At 35.7% G+C, this 24,489-nt stretch carries 13 protein-coding genes and 1 tRNA gene; 6 read left to right on the top strand and 8 right to left on the bottom strand.

What is annotated here, in order from left to right; translation table 11 throughout:
* Positions 1-124: 124 nt before the first annotated feature.
* From IO90_RS14785 to IO90_RS14765, 5 genes are all read right to left on the bottom strand, one after another.
* On the bottom strand, positions 125-3,223 hold the full coding sequence (locus IO90_RS14785) for an efflux RND transporter permease subunit (protein WP_034968154.1): 3,099 nt from the start codon (positions 3,221-3,223) through the stop codon (positions 125-127).
* Positions 3,223-4,335: an efflux RND transporter periplasmic adaptor subunit gene (locus IO90_RS14780; protein ID WP_034968152.1), complete on the bottom strand. Its 1,113-nt coding sequence runs from the start codon at positions 4,333-4,335 to the stop codon at positions 3,223-3,225. The genes IO90_RS14785 and IO90_RS14780 overlap by 1 nt, the downstream gene beginning before the upstream one ends.
* 9 nt (positions 4,336-4,344) lie before the next feature.
* Positions 4,345-5,619, bottom strand: coding sequence for a TolC family protein (locus IO90_RS14775; RefSeq protein WP_051878740.1), 1,275 nt, complete (start codon positions 5,617-5,619; stop codon positions 4,345-4,347).
* 102 nt (positions 5,620-5,721) lie between these two features.
* Positions 5,722-7,080 (bottom strand): sensor histidine kinase, encoded by a 1,359-nt coding sequence (locus IO90_RS14770; protein ID WP_034968150.1) that lies wholly within the window; start codon positions 7,078-7,080, stop codon positions 5,722-5,724.
* Between the two features lie 2 nt (positions 7,081-7,082).
* Positions 7,083-7,757: a response regulator transcription factor gene (locus tag IO90_RS14765; protein ID WP_034968148.1), complete on the bottom strand. Its 675-nt coding sequence runs from the start codon at positions 7,755-7,757 to the stop codon at positions 7,083-7,085.
* A gap of 376 nt (positions 7,758-8,133) precedes the next feature.
* Here IO90_RS14765 and IO90_RS14760 point away from each other — a divergent pair, with 376 nt between their 5' ends.
* The 4 genes from IO90_RS14760 to IO90_RS18510 all read left to right on the top strand — a co-directional run bounded on the left by IO90_RS14760 (position 8,134) and on the right by IO90_RS18510 (position 15,066).
* Positions 8,134-8,616 (top strand): SixA phosphatase family protein, encoded by a 483-nt coding sequence (locus IO90_RS14760; RefSeq protein ID WP_034968146.1) that lies wholly within the window; start codon positions 8,134-8,136, stop codon positions 8,614-8,616.
* A gap of 373 nt (positions 8,617-8,989) precedes the next feature.
* Entirely contained in the window at positions 8,990-10,705 is a 1,716-nt protein-coding gene (locus IO90_RS14755; protein ID WP_034968144.1) for a sensor histidine kinase, read from the top strand.
* Between the two features lie 3 nt (positions 10,706-10,708).
* Complete coding sequence (locus IO90_RS14750; RefSeq protein ID WP_034968141.1) at positions 10,709-11,362, top strand: LytR/AlgR family response regulator transcription factor; 654 nt, start codon at positions 10,709-10,711, stop codon at positions 11,360-11,362.
* Positions 11,363-11,496: 134 nt separating this feature from the next.
* Entirely contained in the window at positions 11,497-15,066 is a 3,570-nt protein-coding gene (locus IO90_RS18510) for a T9SS type A sorting domain-containing protein (RefSeq protein ID WP_051878738.1), read from the top strand.
* A 518-nt stretch (positions 15,067-15,584) separates the two neighbouring features.
* On the opposite strand, the gene IO90_RS14735 is transcribed toward IO90_RS18510, so the two are convergent.
* The 3 genes from IO90_RS14735 to IO90_RS14725 form a co-directional block, all read right to left on the bottom strand.
* Positions 15,585-15,658, bottom strand: a tRNA-Arg gene (locus IO90_RS14735).
* 66 nt (positions 15,659-15,724) lie between these two features.
* Positions 15,725-17,503 (bottom strand): TonB-dependent receptor, encoded by a 1,779-nt coding sequence (locus IO90_RS14730; RefSeq protein ID WP_034968139.1) that lies wholly within the window; start codon positions 17,501-17,503, stop codon positions 15,725-15,727.
* A 135-nt stretch (positions 17,504-17,638) separates the two neighbouring features.
* Entirely contained in the window at positions 17,639-20,611 is a 2,973-nt protein-coding gene (locus IO90_RS14725) for a tetratricopeptide repeat protein (protein WP_034969328.1), read from the bottom strand.
* 287 nt (positions 20,612-20,898) lie between these two features.
* On the opposite strand from IO90_RS14725, the gene IO90_RS14720 reads away from it, so the two are divergent.
* Together IO90_RS14720 and IO90_RS14715 are read left to right on the top strand one after the other, a co-directional pair.
* Positions 20,899-22,587: an APC family permease gene (locus IO90_RS14720; RefSeq protein WP_034969324.1), complete on the top strand. Its 1,689-nt coding sequence runs from the start codon at positions 20,899-20,901 to the stop codon at positions 22,585-22,587.
* A 30-nt stretch (positions 22,588-22,617) separates the two neighbouring features.
* The gene (locus tag IO90_RS14715) at positions 22,618-24,483 is read left to right on the top strand and encodes an ATP-binding protein (protein WP_034968135.1); all 1,866 of its coding nucleotides are present in this window, start codon (positions 22,618-22,620) and stop codon (positions 24,481-24,483) included.
* The last annotated feature ends 6 nt before the right edge of the window (positions 24,484-24,489 follow it).

Here is a 24,489-nt window from a genome sequence, read left to right as displayed (position 1 = left end):
CGAGAGTAAAAATATTTTGCTCTCGTTTTTTGTGCTTAATTTAGTTCTGCACTGATATTTTTAATTGAAAAAATGCCGAAACAAAACTGCTCCGACATTCACAACTAAACTATATATCAAAAAACTAATCTGCAATTCTATACTTCTTTCGATAAGCAAAATAAAATACCAAAGGAAGAATTGTAAAGGATAGAATCATACAAATAATCAATCCGCCGACAATCATGATCGCCAAAGGTTTTTGAATTTCAGAACCCATTCCGTTGGAAATCGCTGCTGGGAAAAGTCCCATTGATCCCATTAAGGCAATCATCACGACTGGTCTGATTCTGCTTTTTACACCTTCTGAAATTGCCATTTTCAAAGGCATTTTATTCTGAAGATTTTCTTTCATCACACCGATGAGGACAATTCCGTCAATCGTGGCAACACCAAAGAGAATGATAAATCCAATGCCCGCCGAAATCCCGAAAATAGTTCCCGTAAACCACAACGATAAAAATCCACCAATAAAGGCAAAGGCCAAAGTGACAGAGGAAATCAAAGTGTCTTTCATATTTCCAAAGTTGAAATACAACAACATTAAAATCAACACCAGCGAAATAGGAACAACCATCATCAACTGCTTTCCGGCTCTTTCCTTACTTTCAAATTCTCCTGCCCAAGTCATTTTATGCTTCTTCGGAATGTGGACATCTTTGGCAACTTTTGCTTTGGCATCTTCAATCGTACTTCCCAAATCTCGACCTTCAATATTAAAACCAACACCAATGTATCTGCTATTTCCTTCACGATAAATAAATGACGGACCAGTATGATAATCAATTGTTGCGATCTCTTTTAAAGGAATCTTTTTACTGTCCTGAGTTGGTATTAAGATATTTCCAATTTTTTCCGGATTGTCACGATATTGTTTTTCAAACCTCAACATCACATCAAACATTCTTTCCTCTTCATAAAATTTGGTCGCTGCTTGCCCACCAATTGTCATCTCGATGACGGCTTGCGCATCTGCGGTAGAAATACCGTACTTCGCCATTTTTGCATCATGAAGTTGGATTCGTAATTCGGGTAAACCTATATTTTTAAAGACATTAACATCAGAAATTCCGGGAACTGTTTTGATGGAATTTGCAACTTGATTGGCGTAATTTTCCAGTTCAAAAAGATCATTTCCGAAAATTTTAATTACCAAAGGCGCTTTCACACCGGCAACATATTCCTCTACATTATCCTGAATGGGTTGGCTAAATCCAAAATTAATTCCTGGATATTTTTCAAGTGAAATTCTCATCTGCTCAAGAAGTTCCTCCTTGGATATTTTTTTCTTCCATTCATTTTCAGGCTTCAGTTGAATATTAAATTCGATATTAAAAAACCCTGTCGGGTCTGTTCCGTCATTTGGACGTCCGGTTTGCGTCATGACAAATTTCACTTCATCAAAATTTGATAATGATTTTTTCATTTCTTTGGTCAGTCGCACCGATTCGTCAAGATTGACACTATTCGGAAGTGTGGCACGAACATAAATTGCCCCTTCATTTAATTTTGGCAAAAACTCAGAACCGTAATTGGAGAATTTCAAACCACAAAGAACAAGCAAAGCCGCGAAGCCAATCATAAAACCTTTTTTGTGACTGTTGGCGAACTCATATAATCTGTACATATTGACTCTGAAAAATCTGGAAATGAAATTTTCCTTTTCCTCTATATTTTTCGTTAACAATAATTTACACATTGCCGGAACGTAAGTCAAACTTAAAATTAATGAACCTAAAAGCGCATATCCTAAAGTAAATGCCAATGGTGAAAACATCTTCCCTTCAACTTTTTGGAAGGAGAAAATTGGCATCAACGCAACAATCAGAATTAGTAAGGCAAAGAAAATATATCCGGCTACACTTCCTGCACTTTTCTTGATAATGCCGAGCTTCGACATTTTATTGAAACGCGCCATTCCGATTTTCTTGGCTTTATGCTCGAGGGCGACAAAGACGTGTTCTACGATGACTAATGTTCCTTCCAGCAAAAGTCCAAAATCCAAAGCTCCCATTGAAATTAAATTCGCAGGCAATCCTTGAATCTTCAGCATAATAATGGCAAATAGAAACGCTAAAGGAATGACGGAGGCGACAATAAATGTAGTTCTCCAATTATAAAGGAAAATAAATACAATGATTGAAACAAGAATAACACCTTCAACTAAATTTTTAGATACTGTGCTTACGGTTGTATTAACCAATTCGGTACGGTCGATGATTGGAACAATTTTCACATCACCCGGAAGTTCACCGCCGTTCAGTTCTGCAATACGGTCTTTTAATCTTTCGATCACCTCACTTGGATTTTCACCCCGAAGCATAATTACAATTCCTTCTACAACGTCATCTTCCTTATTGTAACCAACCTGCCCCAAACGCGGTTTTGCAGAAACTTTGACTTCCGCAATATGTTTTATTAAAATCGGCGTAGAACCTTTGACTTCAATTTGAAGATTTTCAATATCCTTTTTACTTTCCAAAAGTCCGATTCCTCTCACCACATAAGCCTGATCTCCTTTTGAAATAACGTCACCACCGACATTCAGATTACTTCTCGAAACGGCTTCATAAACGTCCAAAGGTGACAGATTGTAATTATGTAACTCGGTAGGATTTATTTTGATCTCATAAGTTTTTTCCTCACCACCGAAACTCACAATATCTGCAACACCCGGCACCGCCAAGAGTTCTCTTTCAATCACCCAATCCTGAATAGCAGTCACTTCTTTTATGGGAAGGTCACTTTTAATAATATATCGGTAAATTTCTCCTGTTGCACCAGACGGAGGTTCTATACTGTAATCGGCTCCGTTTGGCAAGTCTACATTTCCGAGCCGGTTGGATGCATATTGCTGGGCATAAAAATCATCTACGTGATCATCAAAAATTACGGTAACGACCGATAAACCAAACAAAGAAATGGAACGCACCGAAGTTTTATTCGGAATCGTATTCATCTCTTTTGAAATCGGTAGCGTTACAAACTTTTCAATTTCTTCCGCACTTCTGCCCGGCCATTGCGTGATGACTCTTACTCTCGTATTGGTTACATCCGGGAAGGCTTCTATAGGCGTATGGATGTAAGAATAAATTCCACCAGCCAGCAAAAGAAAGGTTCCTAAGAGAACAATCAAAGAGTTTTTAAGTGAGAAAGAAACTATATTCTGGACAAATTTTCGCATTATTTAGTAGAATTATTGGATTGGTTTTTAAGGTTTTCGTAAATGATTAATCCGTTGGAAGCGATTACCTTTTCGCCAGCTTTTAGCGCACCTTTCACGTAGGTAAGAGTATTGTTTGATACAATTTCTGTCACGTGTCTTATTTCAAGTTCGCAATCTTTTTTATAGACGATCACGTAACTTTGATTGTTATCGAAAATCAAAGCGTTGGTAGGAATTGCCAGTGCGCTGATGTTTTGAGAATTGACTGGAAGGATAATATCCGCAGACATTCCGGGGCGCAATTTCATATTGTTATTATCCATAATGATTTTGGCTTTCAAAACCCTTTCATTTTCATTAAAGACTTGTGAAACGGCATCAATTTTCCCTGAAAAACTTTCATCAGGATAAGCTAACGTTTTTATGATAGCGGGTTGATTGACATACACGTGACGCATATTCGTCGCATAGACATTTGCCATCACCCAAACTTTATCCAAATTTGAAATGGTGAAAAGCTGGTCGCCACCTGCTGTAACTGGCATTCCGTTGGAAATATTCTTTTCAATCACATAGCCGTCTGCAGGAGATTTGATTTGAAAATCATTTTTCCCACCAGAGTATAACTGCATATTTTTAGAAGTTTTAGAAATATTCGACTGTAAAATCTGAACTTCCGATTTCGCTTCTTCCAAATCTTTTTGGGAAGCAATGTCATCTTTATACATCGCTTCAACTGAAGCCAACTTTCTTTTTGCAACACCCAATTGAGCTTGTAAAGTTTGAGTATCGTCTTGTAATTCGTTTAAGGAAACACTTTTCACGGTCGCCAAAACCTGTCCTTTTTTCACATAATCACCCAAAGAAAAGTAAGTTTGCGTAACGACTCCATCTACCAGACTCACAAACGGGACCGTTTTATCTGAGTTGCTTTCCACTTCACCTGTAAGCGTAATATTTTCTTCAATGGGAAGCATTTCGACTGTGCTGATTTTCAACCCTTTTTTAAGTTCCGGACTAATGCAATATCCTTTGGTAGCAGTTTCTGCCTCTTTATTTTTTTCAGAACATCCGGCAAATGCAATAAGGATAGGGAAACAGAAAGTGGTAATATATTTAGTTGTTTTCATTTTTAATCTTTATAAATCCTGACCCACAACGTATTGTAGATTTTCATAATATTCGTTGAGTTCTTTTTTTGTATCGAGAATGATCATTTTGTTTTCAATGTAGGTATCCAGATAATCCATATATTCGAGCATACTAATATTCCGAAGTCTGAAATTTTTCTCGTGGCTCCTCATTAATGAATCTAAAGTTTCCTCGTAATCGTCATCAATTTCTTCGGATATTTTTTGAGTCCGTTGGTAATTGTGAAAAACTGAGGTGATTTCATTTTCAGATTTCAGCACACTTTTTCGGATTTCGTATCCTGTTTTTGTGACTTCCAGTTTTGCATCCTGAATATTTCCTTTGTTCTTATCAAAAACCGGAAGGTCAACTGAGATTCCAACTCCAATAAAATCTTTCATAATATTCCCACCACGGTCATAATTCAACGAAACAGCGATGTCGGGAGTTTTTAACGCATTTTGTAGTTCGAGATTTTTCAGTGCATATTTTTCTTTGTTTTTTGAAAGAAGAATATCTGGACGATTGCTTTGTGCAGTTTCCATCCATTTTGGCAGTTCCAATTCAGAAATTTCACGCTCAGGTTTTACCAAAGGATCCGAAATAATGATATAAGAATTTGAAGGAATAATGAGTAAAGCTTTTAATTCAGTTTGTTGCTCCTCGATTTCCTGTTGCAACGAAATGAGTTTTTTCTTAAATTCCATCTCCTGAGCTTTTAGTCTGATGTATTCAGATTTGCTGATGTTGCCCAGAGTCAACTGATTGTTGTACGATTTTGTAAGTTTAGTAATGGATGAAATCTGGCTTTGATAGAGTTTTTGCTGTTCCTGATTGTATAAAATCTCAGTAATGCTGTTTCGCAAAAGTTTTTTAAGTTCTCTCAGGACTTCCTGCAATTCATATTTTTCACCTTCCACTTCAAGTTGCTGAAGCTCAATATTCTTTCTTCTCTTTCCAGCAGTTTGTATCACCTGCTCTATTTCGGCTGATATTTGTGAACTTCTTCCCCAATTTCCAATCAACGCAGGCTGTTCTTCAATATCATAAGTTCTCCAAAGATTGACTTCGCTAACCGTCACCGTGGGATTTGGCCAGAATTTAGCCTGCACAACTTGTGCTTCTGCCTGAGAAATTTCAAGCTTTTGAATAATAAGGTCTAAATTTTTGTTGAGAAAAACAGATTCGGCCTCGCTTCTGCTGATTTTCAAAGTGTCTGTAATCTGCGCAGAAAAAAATCCAAAAAAATGAATATAAAATAATGTAAAAATAATTTTCTTCAAGGTCTTCTATTTAACACTACAAAGCTATTATCTACATATTAGAGGTAATTTCTAATGGAATTAAGAATTGATTAATCTAAAATTAGAGTTTGATTAGAACTTTCAATTTTTGGGGAAAGTAAGCAAGACCTGAGTTCCTGAATTAATTTCAGAACTAATCTGCATTGCGATATGATGATGGCTAAAAATACTTTTCGAAAGAGACAACCCAATTCCGCTTCCTTTGATATTTTCTACATTCTTGCCTCGGTAAAATGTTTCAGTTATTTTATCTAAATCTTCCTGAGCAATCCCTCTTCCAAAATCTTTGATTTCGATATTTAATACTTGTTGATTTTCGAAAATTCTAATAATAATTGGTCTATTTTGAGAATATTTAATACCGTTTTCTACAATATTATATAGCGCAAGATAAATCAAGGTTTCATTTCCGGTGAATTCCAGAAAATCTGATGTTTGAACTTCCAGTTGAACAGAAATCGCTGACTTAGAATCATCAATTTTAAAATTTAATTTCTCAGAAATTTTCCAAATCAGCTCGTCAATTCTTACCGTTTGATGTGACTCTTTCAAATTAGCAAGACCCGACATGAGCAATAAATTATTGAGAATATTTTCTATTTCATAGACGTTTTCCAAAGATTCTTTTACAACCTTTTTATATTCTTCTGGACTTCTGTCTTTCTGAGCAAAAACCTCAAGATTTCCAGAAATCGATGCCAAAGGTGTTTTGAATTCGTGGGAAACGTAGTTAATAAAATTCTGTTGTAAGAGAATATTTTCTGATATTCTTCCAAACAATTTGTTGTAAGATTTAATTAACTCATCTATTTCATCATGGGTATTGGTAGAGGTTATAGCTTGTGAAATATCATTATAATCTACATTATTGATTCGCTCAACGACATTAGAAATCGGCTTATAGACAATCTTCGAAAGATATCTGCTCAAAAAATAAATAGCAAGCAAACCAATCATCAAAACAGAAAGCATAATAATGGAAAGTCTGATGATTTGAGAATTAAAGGAATCACTCGAAGACTTCACAAAAACAACAAAATCACCTTGATTATCAGGATAAAAGATGCCATAATAAAAATTATCCTCTGACATAAACTGAACATTTCCATTCTTGCGTGCACTTTTCAGATGTTGAATTTTTATATTTTTATCAGTTAAGTTTTTACCAAAATTCACAACGTTATTTTTGTCATAAACAGCAACTTGTCTGTTCTCTATCAAGTGGTTGTATTCTTTTGTAATCTGCGAATGTCTGTTTTTCGGAAGTTCATCTTTTTCTAGATAATAGATGGCGGAAATCAAAGCTGTATTTTTCAGTTTGTCAAAATATGAGATTTTGGTACTGTCATAATAAGCGATAAAAATCACAACAAAAGTAATGATGGAAACGATGCCAAAAGAAAGGCTTGAAATGATGGTAAATCGGTTTCTCAGCGTCATATTTAATCTTTTACGAGATATCCGGTTCCCTTCACGGTATGGATTATTTTTTGCTCGGTTTCATCAATTTTATTTCTGATGTAAGAAATGTAAACATCCACAACGTTGGTGGTATTATCAAAATTAATTCCCCAAACTGCTTGTAGAATCTGGGTTCTTGACAAAACTTTATTTTTATTTTCGAATAGATAATTCAGGAGTTTATATTCTGTGGGTGAAAGGTCGATTGTTTTGCCATCCTGCATCACAGTGTGTAAATCGTTATCCAAAGTAATATTTCCACAGATGATGACGTTTGAAGAATCCTGATAAGACAATTTGTTCCTTCTGGTAAGCGCATTGATTCTTGAAATCAGTTCTTCAAAATGAAAGGGTTTTGACAAAAAATCATCTGCTCCAATATCCAGCATTTTGATTTTATCATCAGGCTGATTCAGTGCACTCAAAACAAGTATTGGTGTGTAATTTTTTTTGAATCTGATGATCTGTGTCAGTTGCACGCCGTCTATCCCAGGAAGCATAATGTCCATCAGAATAATATCGAATTCATAAGTAGCAATCAACTCTCTCGCCATTTCGCCAGTTGGCGCCAACGTTACTTGAAAACCAATTTCGCCCAATCCTTTCATCAAAAAATTGCTTATTCTCTCATCGTCTTCAACTAGCAGGACATTCATTTACTAAAAATATTTAGCTTAAATATATAAATTTTTCGGAGAAGAATCTCAGCTCTAAATTTTTCATTAGAAATTTAAGTTGATAAGAATCTGAAACTATAATGTTCAATTTATAATTCATCCAATTGATTATGATTTTTTTAATCAAATTTTCAATTACTTAACCATAAAACTTTATTGTTGATATCAGTAAATTGTGATTCGAGATACAGATGAACATTTTGTTATATATAAGGATGAGAAATAACATGGAAAATTTATTTTATAACAACCATCAAGTGATTTTTTTTTACTAATTTTAATTTATTATTAACTATTTGTTAATAGAATATCTTTAAATATTTAGTTCAGCAAGTTTAAAATTTAAAAGAAACAGATGAAAACACTTTTACTCGTGAGACATGCCAAGAGTGATTGGCCTGTAGATGTTGAGGATTTTGACCGTCCGTTGAATGAGTTGGGAATGATCAATGCACCAAAGATGGCTCGTTTTCTACAAGAAAAATTAATAGAACTTGATACTTTCATTTCAAGTCCAGCAAAACGTGCGTTGGAAACATGTAAATTATTTTCTGAGGTGTATCAAAAGTCTTTTTCCACAGATGCATCTTTGTACAATCCCAAAGAACGTAATTTTGAAAACCTAATTCTCGGATTAGAAAATACGATCAACTCTGTCATTTTGTTTTCACATAACAACGGGATTTCCAATTTTGCCAATTCTTTGACAGATGAGATTGTGAATCTTCCAACTTCCGGCGTTGTCGGCTACGAAGTAGATTGCGACAATTGGAGTGATTTTTCATTGGCCAAAAAGAAATTTTTGTATTTCTATTCACCTAAGAATTTTGCGAAATAGGTATTTTGATATAATTCAATTCATTACTGTTAAAAAAACAAACAACGCCGCTAAAGTTAAGTGGCGTTGTTTGGCTTAGAAAAGTGACGACTGCGGTACATTTTTCGAACACTTTTTTAGAGGATTTGGACAAACTTGCACAACTTTCTTTAATTACTAATTTTATGTTTTAATCATTGATCTTTAGGTTAAAGAATGGCTTTTAAAATAAATGCATTCTTGCACATTGCAATATAGTTGTCCGAAATTTGTTACTCAATATTTAGTATATGAGAAAATTTATCAAAGATGTGAAATCTTATGACAATCTTTGATAAATTTGATATTATTATAAAATAAGTTTATTTTGCAATCTGATTCCTAGATTATCAAAATGAAAAAAATAATTCCCAATTTTTATGTGATTATAAAAGTAATGGGGTTATGTTTCTTGATGAATTCAATATTAATTAATGCTAATGACAAAAATCCATTAATCTATTCTCACGAACTCATTCGCCAAAATAAAATTGATTCTGCAATTGTTTACATCAATCAACACATTTCAAAATCAAAATCCGAAATTAGCAGAGGCTTTTTATATGTTGAGTTAGGAAATGCCTACAAGTTGAAGCAAGAGTATGAAAAATCTCCTGAGGCCTATAAAGATGCACTTCGAATTTTCAAACAGAAAAACCTTTTGCAGGAAGAATTTTATGTTTACACCCATCTTGCAGAATTTTACAGATACCGCAGATTGTTTAAAAAAGCTGAAGATTATTTTAAAATCTGTGAGAATATTTTGAGAAACCATAAAATCAAGGATCTATATCTCATCAAATTCTACAACAGAAAAGCGGCACTCTTTTCAAAAAATCAAGTCAATTCCGATAGTGTCCTTATATATTCACAGAAATCTTTGATCTTATCAAGAAAAGTGAAGGATTATGAAAATGAACTGATTTCAATGATGGAGATTGCAAATATTTACGAAGGCAGGAAAAATTACCGAAAAGCTATAGAGCAGTTGCAACAGGTAATTAGTTTGGCAAGAAGAAATTCTAATATCCATTTGCAATCCGATGCTATGATTAATCTTTCCAGAAATTTGGATTTAACAAAAGATTACACTGAATCAATCAATGTCGGTATTGCAGGTTATCATCTGTCTGAGGAAAACAAACTCAGTTACAATCAACTTGTTTTTGCGGATCATTTGCAAAACGTCTATGAGAAGATAGGCAATTATCAGCTAGCTCACAAATATTTGAGAATCAGATTGAACCTGACGGAAGATTATTATCACAAATTGTATGATGATAAAGTTTTGGAATATGAAGAGCGATTTAAGATTGCCGAAAAGGAAAAAACGATTGAAGACAATAAAAAGCTTCTTTTGCTAAAAGAAGAAGAAATCAAAAGACAGAATCTTTTAAAATATTTCATCCTTTTTGGATTAATTGCCATTTTGATTTTCACGGTTATTTTGCTTAATTATGTCAAGATTATCAGAAAGCAGAATAAGAAATTGACTGTTGTTTCCCAGCAAAATGAGTTCTTGGTTTCCGAGACTCATCACCGCATCAACAATAATCTTCAGCTTGTGAGAATTTTGATTGATAATGAGTTGAAAAAGAATTCTAATGATGACCTTAGTAACAAAAGAATCATTGCGAAAATCGATTCCTTGGGAATTTTGCATCGTCAGTTGTATGATAATCAAGACAAGAAAAACTTGAATCTGAAAACTTTTCTATTGGAAATTAAACAAAATCTTCACTTTCTGTTTGTTGAAAATCATATCGAAGTTCAGTTTGATGTTAAAGATTTGGTGATTCCGGTAAATAGTGCGATGTACATCGGACTTCTTGTCACGGAGCTTTGTATGAACTCGATGAAACACGCTTTTCCAAATCAAGAAAATAAAAAAATTGATCTCAAAATAGATACGGACGAAAGTAAAATCTATTTTCAATATGAAGATAATGGCAAAGCGAAAAATGAAATCACGAAGCTGAATCTCGTGGAAAAACTCTGTCGCCAATTGAGAATTGATTACAAGATCGAATCAGGAAATGGTTTTAAGTTTAGTTTTAATATGAAATTGTAAGTTGTGAATTTTATCAAAATTTTAATTGTTGAAGACGAGGTTCTGATTGCAGATTACATCAAAGATATTTTGGAAAACAATGGCTGTGAGAATATTGAAATGGCTCATTCTGTAACAGAAGCTCAAGAAAAAATGAAATCTTGGAAACCCGAAATTATTTTGATGGACATCAATCTGGAAGGTAACTTTGAAGGGATTTCACTTGGCAAAGAAAAAAATGAAGAAGCCCAGATCATCTTCATCACAGGGCAATCGGACTCCAAAACTGTGGAAGATGCGCTCAGTATCTCTCCAGAATCTTATCTTACAAAACCAATCCGAGAAGTGGACTTGATGACCACAATCAAGATTATCATCAATAAAAAACAAAAGCAATTCCTGTTTGTAAAAGATGGCTATAATGATATCAAACTCAAATTGGAAGATATTATCTACATCCAGGCAGATAAAAATTATCTTGATATTATTACTAATAATACAAAACTCACAATCAGAAATACATTGCAGGAATTTTGCAAGCAACTGCCGTCTTCTTTCAAACAAATCCATCGTTCTGTGTTTGTAAATTCTGATTGGATAGAGAAAATTTCTTCCGATGAAGTTCTTGTCAAAGGTTACAAACTGCCACTTTCTAGGAATTACAGACCGAATCTTTAGCCAGATTTACCTTTCATATACAAAGTTCTGCATTTCGTCCCAGTTTTATATTATGTTAAATAGATAAAAGTAGTTTTGTCTATTCTGCTTTTGTAAAAGCGGGAAATCTATTTAACATCTAATATTTTTTGTATATGAAACATCTTTACTATTATGGGTATAAAACCAATGGGTTTATCAAAAATTTTTGGCTTCTGGCTATGCTTTTATCGTTTTCTCTGCAGGCAAATGCGCAGTGTCCAAGTGGAAATGTTTTTTTGCTTTCTCAAGCAGATGTAAATAATTTTAAATTGCAGTATCCAAATTGTACAGGGATCTCAGGGTTTTTGCATATAAGTGGTGGTGATATTACCGATCTTTTACCTTTGGGCAATATAAAAAGTGTCGGAGGTTTTGTTGATATTTATAATAATCAATTAACTAATCTAAATGGGCTAGAGGCATTAAGAACTGTTGGAAGTTACATTAATATTGAGCATAATTCTTTATTAAATAATCTAAACGGTTTAGGGAATGTATCAAACATTGGACGCTCTCTTGTTATTATTGATAACTCTAATTTATCTACTTGTAATAGCACTTTTGTTTGCAACTATTTGAAAGGTTCGGGAAGTAGAATGATTTATGGCAATGGCGCAGGTTGCGAAAGTGCAAATGCCATACTTGCATCTTGTACTCCAGCTTGCGAAGTTCCTGCAAACATCACAACTTCCAATGTTATTTCCAATAAAGCCACAATTAACTGGACCAACTCCGGGACTTTTGATATAGAATGGGGAATAGCAGGTTTTACACAAGGAACGGGGACAAAACAAAACGGCGTTTCCGCTCTTAATTATACGATAACAGGACTTACAGAAACTACTTCGTATGATGTATATGTTCGTCAAAACTGTACAGAAAATCAAAGTGATTGGGTTAAGCATACATTCAGTACTATTTCAATTTGTCCGATTGGAAATGTTACTTTGAGTTCGCAGAAAGATGTGGATGATTTTGGAGCAATGTATCCCAATTGTACACAAACAACAGGTTATTTACTTCTACAAGGTGATATAACAGACCTTTCGCCTCTAAGCAAGTTGCAGAGTATCGGAACTCATTTAGGTATTTACGAAACACAATTAACCAATCTGAATGGTTTATCAGCCTTAAAAAGCATTAATGGAAGTCTTGAGATTGGTTCTAATCTTGAACTATCAGACATTTCTGGATTACGGAATATAAGTTCAGATATTATTAATTTGATTATTGTGGGGCATCCTAATTTATCTGTTTGTAATATTGCTAGTGTTTGTAGTTATCTGCAAACGTCAGGAACCAGAGATATTTCTGACAATGCCACAGGTTGCCAAAATGAAAACGAAGTTAAAACAGCTTGTACACCTTGTACAAAACCTACACAACCAACGGCTACTGATGCATCAGTTTATACAGGGGCGACTTCTGCTATTTTGGGAGCAACGGGAATAGAAAGCACGATAACCGAAACAATTGACTTGGGTAGTAGTATTGTTGTAGGAGGAAATCGTAATGATTTTGTGGAATTAAGTGGTTCAGTTAGCGATATACCTTCAGGAGCTACTGTAACATCAGCAAAATTGGTATTTAATGGGGTTACAACAAGTGGAGGAGTTAATGGATCTTATGTTCTTGAATTCTATGTATCGGTTTCCGGTACAGCAACTACATTAGCTGAAACGCCGTTGGCTAATGTTGATTATGTTGCTAATGGTGGTCCTTATAACCTCAATTTGGCAAGTCTTACTAACGGAGCGTTTACAGTAAAAATAAGAAACAATTTTAGCTTTGGTAATCTTACCATTAACTCTGTTAAGTTAGAATATACTTATACTGATAATTTACCGCTAACAATCAACTGGTATGATGGTGCAACAAGCGGTACAGCTTTAGCAACAGGTACAACTTATGAAGTTACAAATACCACACAACTGAATACACCAGGAACTTACACCTATTATGCAACAGCAGACAACGGCACTTGCGAAAGTGAAAGAACCGCAGTAACGCTTACAGTAAATCCTGCGCTAACTATGTACCAACCTGCCAACCAGGAAGTAATACATGGTGACAATACTGAGGCGGTAACTTTTACAAGTGCAGCAGCTGGTGTGACTTATGACTGGACAAACAATACGACTTCTATTGGCTTGCCAGCAAGCGGAACAGGAAATATTCCTTCCTTTGTAGCAAACAATACCACCGGTACAGCAGTTACTGCTACAATTACTGTAACTCCAAAAAATATTGGGATGGACATTCTTGATATTAATCAAGCAAGTAAAGAAATTCCAATGGCTTCTTTTGATCAAGGATATCTTGCTCAATCTTTCAAAGCGGTAAGTAACTCCATTTCTGGTGCTGGTGTGGATTTGGATATACACGGAGGAAATTCAACGGTAACTATAGAGCTTTGGGACAAATTGCCAAACCAGACCGGAGCAATCAAATTGGCAACAGGTTCTTCACCAGCTACACCAGACTCTTCGGTAGATGTATCATGGTCGCCCGTATCGGTTACGCCTGGAACAACTTACTACTTGGTGTTTACAAGTACAAATAATAATAATGTTTTACTTGGAAATTTTGATACCCCTTATGTAGATGGTCAAATGTATGCCAATGCAGGTTATGATTCTTTCCCAGATTTAGATTTCGCCTTCCGAGTTTATAAATCTGGAACAATAATAGGTGCACCAAAAACCTTTACAATCAAAGTAAAGCCTGGATTAACAATGGATCAGCCTGCCAACCAGGAAGTAAGACATGGTGACAATACTGAGGCGGTAACTTTTACAAGTGCAGTATCTGGTGTGACTTATGACTGGACAAACAATACGACTTCTATTGGCTTGCCAGCAAGCGGAACAGGAAATATTCCTTCCTTTGTAGCAAACAATACCACCGGTACAGCAGTTACGGCAACCATTACTGTAACACCAAAAATTGTTATAGAAAACATAGTTGATATTAACCAGCCGATCGCAGAGGAACATATCTCAAACTTTGATATACCACTTGCTCAATCTTTCAAAGCGGTAAGTAACTCCATTTCTGGTGCAGGTATCAAATTGTCTTTACGCGGAGGAAATTCAACGGTAACAGTAGAGCTTTGGGACAAATTGCCAAACCAGACAGGAGCAATCAAATTGTCAACCGGTTCCTCAACGGCTACACCAAACTCTTGGGTCGATGTATCGTGGTCGCCTGTATCGGTTACGCCTGGAACAACTTACTATTTGGTGTTCAAAAGTACAGATGAAGGTAATGGTATGATGGGGAGTCTTAATACTTACGCTGATGGACAAGTATATGTTTGGCCAGAATATTTTTCTTACCCATATGTAGATTTCGCTTTCCGAGTTTATAATTCTGCTGGAACTACCACCACAGGCACACCAAAAACCTTTACGATAAAAGTAAATCCTGATATTACTCTTAATGTTTCTGATATTAACAAAAAAAGTATTGCAGTCTATCCAAATCCATTTACAGAAGTGATTAATTTATCGGATATAAATCTTATAGAATCTATCACGGTGAATGATGTTTCTGGTAAATTAATCAAAACGATAAAACCAACAAAGGAAATCAATTTCTCCAACAGTGCATCTGGTACTTATATTATCAATGTCAGGTTCAAAGATGGAGATACAAAATCTTTCAAAGTCATCAAAAAATAAAACAAAACCATCAGAACTTAAATTTTAAAAAAGACAGCTTAGAGCTGTCTTTTTCATTATCAAATGTTTTTAAATTGAAAAGTGAAATAGCATCAAATTTAAAATTGATTATGAATCAGGAGATCTTTCTTTAGATTTAAATGATGCATTCTCAAAAATATTCTCAAAAAAAGTAACAAAAAGTATTGAAAAAAAAGGACTTCATTGATAGGAATGTTTCAGCAGAACAAGCAATTATTATTTTGGCCAAATGGTGTTCAGGTAAATGAGAAGGAAGCTAAGGATATATTAGAACTACTACATTTAGTAGCAAAAAAAAGCTCTAACCTTAAGGAGATTTCGAACACTCAACACTTGTAGGTTACAAACGTATTCTGGCACTGTAAGACTGCTTATTTCAAACAGAATAAATATTTTATGCTTAAAATGTCGAACACAAAATGTCAGACTTTAAAAGTTTGATAAAGAGATATTTATGAATAAAAAAGAGACAACTAATAAATTGTTGTCTCTTTAAGTGACTTCGGAGGGATTCGAACCCCCAACCCTCGGAGCCGAAATCCGATATTCTATCCAGTTGAACTACGAAGCCGTTTTTATAAATGATAAGTGATAAGTGATGAATGATCATTTATAGATTATCATCTATCAATTATTTTTAGAACGTTATCTTCACGCCTCCTACAACCTGTGCTCCCAAAACTTTGTAGCCCAAGTAATTCTGATATTTGGCGCCTAGAAGATTATTTCCGAGTGCGAAAATACTGAAATTTTTGTGAAGTTTGTACTCTGCTGACAAATTTAAATCTGCATAACCACCAACTTTTACATCTCGATTCTCTGTAGGCAAATATTGACCAGGCACAAAATCGTTAGGCGTTACCAAGAAAGCATTTGAGGTTCTGTCAGTTACGAAATATCCTTTGAACCCAAGTGCCAGCTTTTTCTCCAGCATTGTATATTTCGCGCCAAGATTGAATTGTACCAAAGGCTTATAATAAACCTCCTCAAGATTATCCAATTTGTATTTCATAAAATGCAAACCTGCATCCACAGTAAGGTTTTCCATAGGAAATGCTTGTAAATCTCCTTTGATTTCCATCAAAGTTCCATTGTCGTAGATTGAACTGAACGTGTTTGCATAATCAAATCCTGGTCTGTCTGTAGAAATTGTATTATTAAACAAACCATTATTAATGAAAAACTGCGCATTGTTCACTTTGCTGAAACCTGCGTTCACATCATACTTAAACATTTGGTTGATGTCACCTTTCAAACCGAAATAGAAATGGTATTTATTTTCAGTTGGCGTCAAAAGCAAGTCGGAGATCAGAAATGGATTTTCCTCCAAAAGATTTCCGTAAGTGTTCAGCTTCAAACCGCCATCAATTCCTCCATAGAATTTGAATTCATCTGCCGCAGCAACCAAAACTTCCGCTCTCGGGAACCAATAGAATTTGCTTCCTTTATTTTCCCCGGTAAAATCGGATAATTTTGAATTAAGAAAACTAAAATCCGACCCGATCAACAAATAAGATTCGCCTTTGTAGAAAGTGACTTTTGGAGACAGAGTGAAATTCAGCTGATTGGAATTATTTTGATTCAGCAATTCGAATTTAGAATTAACGGTTTCCAAATCGATTCCCAGATCTGCGTTTGCCGTGATGTCATTGGTAACTTCAAAATCGTGTTTTGACAAATTCAATTCAACATCAGCATAACTTTCTTTCGCATTAAAATGATCGCTTAAGAAGTACGATCTCACTTTTACATTATTCAAAATCTCGTTGGAATAATGGTCGTACGAGGCATTCACACTGAATTTGTTTACTTTTTGCTGTAAGTCTAAATCAGAATTTGATGGCGAAAACGCGTAAATTCCGTAATAATTGTAATTATTAAAACCATAATTCGCGTCCAGATTGTACTTTCCTTTTTCCGCATAGATGTTCGCATAAGCGCCAATCTTTGCCTGACTGCTTTTGGAATCCCAATCGTAATCTTTCTTCAGTCCAGTCGTTGACAAATAATGAACATCCGCTCCTACTTCCACATTGTCCTGCACTTTTCCAGAAATGTTCGCATCTGCCAGGAACTTTCCATAATTTCCGTAACCCAATCTGAAATAGTTCGATTGAAAATCATTATTGAATTTTGGAGAAATATCTTCGCTTTGAATCTCGGTCGTTTTGAAGTCAGAAACCGGCGGAACATTCACGATATCATATTTCAGATTGAGAGAATCTTCCTTCTTTTTGTTTTCCGGCGGATAATTTTTCTCCTGGATGACAGACGTTTTCTTCTTCTCGATCTTCTTAACTTCAGGTTCACGTTTTCTGTTCAGGATCAGTTGCTCTTCTTTGATTTGAGCTCCGATTTCCGAAATTCCGAAAGTTCCCAAAAATGCCAGAACGGCGATATATTTCAGTTTGTTCATTTATTTTTTATTTTTTAAAATTTCATCAAAACTATTTCCCTAACCCTAAAGGGAGTAATTTTGATGAAATTTTTAAAGCAATTCCCCCTTTAGGGTCGGGGTAAAAATTGATTTAAAAATTTGTAACCTTTAAATTTACTTTTTGATCTGCGCTTTCACTTCCTTCGCTTCCGCCACAACCTCTGGGAAATCTCCGTAATTATTGATGATCTCGTCCAAAGTGTAACTCGCTTGGTAATTGTCCTTCAAAGCCAAATAATTTTTCGCCATAATGACCAAAGCTTTTGCGCCCCAATATTCTTCCGAAGCATAATTGTTTGCCAATTTGAAAATCGTTTCGTTGGACGATTTGAAGGCTTTTCCTTTGTTTTGATAGAAGGCTTTTGCGTAAAGAGCTTCAGCAGCAACTTCTGTATTGGAGGATTTTTCTAAAGCTGTGTAAGCTGTTTGCGCATCTTTATCTTTCGATTGTTGCATCAGACTTCTCGCTTTTATGACTTTCGCCTGCTCCAATGTGGCTGCAGAATTTTTAGAATTCGAGATCACTGCATTGGCGAATTTTTCTGCTTCGGCAAAGTTCTTTTCGTCCGCATAGATTTTCATTAATTCAATCGAAGCGAAGTTTTTGATGTTCACATTCGTTGAGTTGGCAACTTGTTCCAGATATTTTTTCGCATCCGAAATTTTATCTTGCGAAATGTAAATCTGCGCCAATCGAACCTGCGCATCTTGCTGATAATCATTCTGGAAATCGGCAACATTCTGCAACGGCAACATCGCTTTGTCAATTTGTTTTAATTGATAATAACTTTCGCCCAATTCATATTGAGATTTGAAAAGATTGTCGCCACTCGGACTTTGCTCCAGATATTTCTCGTAGTAAGAAACAGCTTTAGTATAATCCTTCTTAGCAAAACTTTCCTGCGCCAGATTGAAATTGATCTCATTGATCTCTGAAGTGTCAACTTTCACATTCAAAGTTTTAGCAAATTGTTCGTAACCGGCAACGTCGCCTTTTTTCACAAAAGCAGGTTTGGAAGCCAAAACGATTTTCTCTGCAAACGCTGTATTTTTATATTGATTGGCCAAAAGCTGAAACTCAGCAATCGCTTTGTCCGTTTGGTCCTGGTCGATGTAATTCTGAGCTCGGTAGATCTGGGAATTTGCTACAAGATCTTTGTCCGGACTTGATTTGATAACTTTATCGAAGTATGAATTTGAATTATTGAAATCATCATTCTGCGCATAAGCCGTTCCGATTTCGTAGTTCGCGTCATCCACATATTCAGAGTTTGGATATTTTGAGATTAAGGTTTTTAGCTCCGCAATTTTCGCAGCTGTATCACCTTTGAAACCAAGAGCTAAAGATTTTTGATATAATGTGTAATCGCTTGCATTTTCGGTTTTGTTATAGATCTCTAAAGCTTCATTCAACTGATTATTAGCATAATAAGTATCCGCCAAACGCAATTCTGCATCCGCCTTGAATTCTTGTTTTGGGAACCTCAGATATTCCTTAAAATATTCCTGAGACGACGCAAAATCCTTAGCCTTGAAATAAGCATAACCTAGATCGTAATCCAATTGCTCACGCTCTGGGAAACCTTCTGCTGTTTCGTTCTCGAGTTTTGTGTAAGTCGAAATTGCTGATTTGTAATCACCTTTTTGATAGTAAGTTTGACCCAACCAATATTGCGCTTTCTTGTAGAATTCTTTGTTTAAATTAGATTGAAGACTTTGCTTGAAATATTTTTCAGCCACATCAAAATTCCCTTTGTTGAATTCCTCAGAACCCAAAAGATAGGAAACCTCCTGCTCTATTTTCCTGGTCTCGTTTGTTTTTTGGTCGAGCTTTGCGAGTGCTTCCAAAGTCGCTTTGTAATCTCCGGAATACAGATAAGATTTAACCAAAAGCGATCTCATTTCCTGAGTTTTTGCACCGCCCGGATATTTATCAATATAGCTTTGAATCACTTTCGATGAGTTTTCAAACGGATTTCCCAATTCGTAACTCAGTTTCGCATATTGCTCCAAAGCCAATTGCTGAACTTTCGGGTCATAAGTCATTTGTGAAGAATTACGATAAGCCGACAAAGCTTCCTGCTTTTTACCCGTTTCCAGATACGCATTTCCCAACTGGTAATAAGCGTTTTGCGCCAACGGAGAATTGCTGTTGATCAATTGATTGTAATAACCAACCGCTTCGTCATTTTTCTTCAGCTGAGCGGAAACAAAACCCATCTCGTAAAGGTCAGATTCTGAAGGCGTTTGTTCCTTGTCCAAAAACAATTTCAGATGCGGATAAGCCGATTGGTAATCGCCTTTCATAAAATAACTTTCACCAATTATCTTATGGATTTCCGTATCGTAACTGGTTGATTTTCCATTATTAAGAAGTTCATTTCCTTCCGAAATCGCCAAATCATAATTCTTCTGATTGTAGTATATCTGAACATAGTAAGGCTTCACAAGATGTGCATATTCCTCATTATTTTTAATCTGGTCAAAATAAATGAAGGCATTATCATTCTGTTTGTCAGCGTAATACAAATGTCCAAGCATATAAGAAATCGCTGGTTTGCTGGCCTCGTCCGCCGATTTGAAAGATTCTTCCAAAGCCTCGATTGCGCCAGCAGAATCGCCGGTCATAAACTTGGCATAACCCAACTTCATAATATGTTGCGTGTTCTCCTCCTTGCTCAATTGGTATTGATTGACCTTCTGCAAAGTTTCCAACGCTTTCTCAAAATCTTTTTTCGCCAAATAATAATCCGCCAAAGGTCCATTGGCCTGTGCAAAATATGCCGAATTCGGATATTCTTTCATAAAAGCGTTCAAGCCTTCTTCCGCATATTGTTGCTGAAGGATCACGCCGATCACATTGCTGAAAAACGCAGAAGCTTCCTTTCTGGAATTGCTGAGATTCTTGTTGTAGAAATATTGTTTGGAATATTCGTATTGCGAAGCGTTGTAGATCTTGGTCTGGTAGAGATTATCTGCCAAACCGAAATGATAATCTTCGTTCTTTGTAAAATATTGAGATTGTTGCGCCTCGGAAATCCCGTAAAGAGATAACATCGAAGCGATTATTATTTTTTTTGAATTCATATAGATTTTCAAAATTAATGTCATTCTGAGTTTGTCGAAGAACGGCTTCAACAAAGTTTATTCCTTTTCAACGAAAATAGGGAAAAGATATTATTTGGTGGTAGTTTTATTAGACAAAGTTGATTTTGTTTTAAAAACATTTATCGAGTTTTCTAACTCTGTATGAACGAAAAATTTTGAATCATCAGAAGTTGACATTATTAAAAATTCCATACGTTTAACAAATTTTTAACTAAAAACTCAAAAAATCATTATATTTGTTTCTTGCACAAAAATCTTAAGCTTTGATAAACTCACTTTTCAGAAGAAAACACTACACCGGAAAATCCGAAACAGGACAGCTAAACAGAGTTCTTGGAACTTGGGACATCGTATTTTTTGGGATCGCGGCCATCATTGGGGCTGGAAGTTTCAGTAGTTTGGGAGAAGCCATTTTCCGCGGCGGTCCGGGTGTGATCATCTTATATCTGATTTGTGGATTTGCCTGTGCTTTCACTGCCCTTTGTTATGCGGAATTTGCAAGTAGAATTCCTACTGCAGGAAGTGCTTACACTTATGCTTACGCGAGTTTTGGAGAAATGATCGCTTGGGTCATCGGCTGGGCTTTGATTATGGAATATTCTTTCGGGAATATCTATGTCGCCTTCTCTTGGTCGGATTATTTCACAAGTTTTATGGAGAGAATTGGCATTCATATTCCAGATTATTTTACTTGCAGTTATACTGAGGCCAAAAAAGCTTTCTTCAATAATTCTACAAACGGAGAATTGATCAACGCTTGGAAATCGGCTCCAATCATCGGCGGATTAAAGATTATTGTAGACATTCCTGCATTGGTCATCAACGGATTGATCACTTGGCTTTGTTATCAGGGAATCAAGGAGAGCAAGAATTTCAACAACTTTTTTGTCATCTTAAAATTATTTGTAATTCTATTAGTAATTGTGGTCGGAATTGGATTTGTGAACACAGGAAATTGGTTTCCCACAAGTTCCGTCACTTCAGAACCGTCCTTTATGCCTAATGGATTTACTGGTGTTATGTCTGCTGTTTCGGGCGTTTTCTTTGCTTATATTGGCTTTGATGCCATCTCGGTTTTATCTGAAGAAACTAAAAATCCACAACGTGATCTTCCACGAGGAATGCTCATTTCTCTCGGACTTTGTACCGTAATTTATATTATTCTGACCTTGGTTTTGACTGGTTTGGTGGATTATAAAAATTTCGATGGCATTGGAGATCCGCTGTCATTCGTTTTCAACTCTGCTAATCTTAATTTGCCTTGGATGGAATTTATTGTTTCATTAATAGCTATTGTGGCAATTACTACCGTGCTTTTGGTTTTCCAAATGGGACAACCAAGAATCTGGATGGCAATGTCAAGAGACGGACTTTTACCAAAGAAATTTCAGGAAGTTCATCCAAAAAACAAAATCCCTTCTTTTGCAACGATTGTTACGGGAATCTTAGTCGGAGTTCCTATCCTATTTACAGACAAATCTTTCATCCTAGATTTTACAAGTATCGGAACCATCTTCGCATTCGTATTGGTTTGTGGTGGCGTTTTGCTACTTCCAAATAAGGAAAAAGTGAAAGGCAGATTCCATTTGCCCTACATCAATGGTAAGTTTATTTTCCCTTTTATTTTCTTTGGTGGACTGGTGTTTTTCTATTTTTATGAACCAGATTTTTTCCATCAATTAACAAATTTAAGTGATGAGAAGGAAGGCGAATTCAGATTGGCAATCATCGTTTATATCATTTTTAATGTCATTCTTTGCATTTTGACATTCATAAAAAACTTATCATTAATTCCATTGATTGGACTTAGTTCTTGTCTATATCTTTTGACTGGAATGAGCCACGATAATTGGTTCTGGTTTGGACTATGGTTTGCTATAGGCTTGGTGATTTATTTCCTTTATGGATATAAAAACAGCAAATTGAAAAAAGAAACTCAAGGTGTAGATTCTTAAAAACACAATTAGTTTTCGAATTAGATTTCAATGAAAAACTTTATTAAAAGTAATATTTCTCAGGACTCCTTGGCGCTCTTGCTGACTCAGGCTCCTATTGCATTATCAATGTTGATGGGCGATGATTTTGTCATCAAAGTTGCAAATCCTCAAATTTTGGAACTTTGGGGACGAGAGAAGGAAGTGATTGGAATGAAGCTGATAGAAGCGCTTCCAGAAATCAAGGACCAGCCTTTCATTGATATTCTTGGGGAGGTCAAGAAAACTGGAATTCCTTACAAAGGTTACAAACAAGTGGCTTATCTTATCAAAAATGGAGAGAGACAAGCTTGTTATTTCGACTTTATCTATGCGCCAATTTATAACGATGCAGAAACTGAAATCATCGGCGTGAGCATCGTAGCGACAGATGCGACGGACAAAGTGATGGCGGAGATCAACCTTGCCGAAACCGAATACAAATTCGAAACCCTGATCAATGAATCTGATTTTTCCATCGGTTTGTACAGTGGCAAAGATCTCATCGTGGATATGGTAAATGATGCGATGCTAAAAACCTGGGACAAAGACAGATCTGTGATTGGAAAAAGGTTGGAAGATGCAATGCCCGAACTCAAAGGTCAGCCTTTTTTGGACATCTTGAAAAATGTCTTTGAGACCGGAAAAACCTACACTGCAACGGAAGATCATATATATCTGGAGCAAGATGGTATTTTAAAACCGTTTTATTATAATTTCTCCTACAAACCTTTGAAAAATCAAGATGGTGAAGTCTATGCAATTCTCAATTTTGCAGTGAATGTTACCGATCTCGTCCTTGCGAAAAAGCAAATTCAGGACAACGAGGAGAAATACAGAAATCTTGCAGACAGTCTTCCAATCATCGTTTGGACAGCTGACAAAGATGGAAACATCGACTATTACAACAAGCGTTGGTATGAGTACAGCGGTTTTGAAGGTGTTGACAACCGCGCAAGTGCATCAAAGAAAATCCTACATCCCGATGATTTTCCAAGAGCAAGTACAATTTGGCAAAACAGCCAAAAAAACAAAACAGGGTACGAGATCGAATATCAATTCAAAGATCGGACTAGGGAAAATGCCTATCGCTGGTTTCTCGGAAAAGCTATTCCCATAAAAGATCAGAACAATGAAGTTCTGCAATGGATTGGAACTTGCACAGATATTGATGAATTCAAACAATTCCAGCAACAAAAGGATAACTTCCTAGGCATTGCCAGCCACGAGTTGAAAACACCATTGACTAGTCTTAAGCTCTACTCTCAATTTCTAGAAAAAAATCTCAGAAAACAGGAAGATTTGGGGAATGCTGACGTTGCCAAAAAAATGGATGAGCAAATAAATAAATTGACTAGTCTCGTGGATGATCTTTTGGACGTAACGAAAATTCAAAATGGAAAGATCATTCTTAATAATTCTGAATTCAATTTTGATGAGCTGATTGCCGAAACTGTCGAAGAACAACAAATGAATACCAAACATGCAATTGAGTTGAATTCTGAGGCAATTGGTGTTATCACTGGCGACAGACACAGAATTTCTCAGGTCATGAGCAATCTCATCAACAATGCTATCAAATATTCTCCAACCGCAGATAAAATATTAATTACAAGCAAAATAACAGAAGACAACAACGTTCGTTTCTGCGTCCGAGATTTCGGAATTGGGATCCCAGATGATAAGAAAGACAAGGTCTTCGAACAATACTACCGTGTGAGCGGAAGCAAAGAACACACATTCCCTGGTCTCGGTTTGGGACTTTACATCTCTTCTGAGATTATAAAACGAAGTGGTGGCAAGATTTTTGTAAACTCAGTTGAAGGGAAAGGGTCTGATTTTTGTTTCGAGATTCCCAAAACTATAACCTCCTATTAATAAACA

The sequence above is a fragment of the Chryseobacterium sp. FH1 genome (assembly GCF_000735135.1).
Lineage (GTDB): Bacteria > Bacteroidota > Bacteroidia > Flavobacteriales > Weeksellaceae > Epilithonimonas.
The sequence above is the reverse complement of the archived record's forward strand: the minus strand, read 5'-3'. Positions and strand labels throughout refer to the sequence as shown.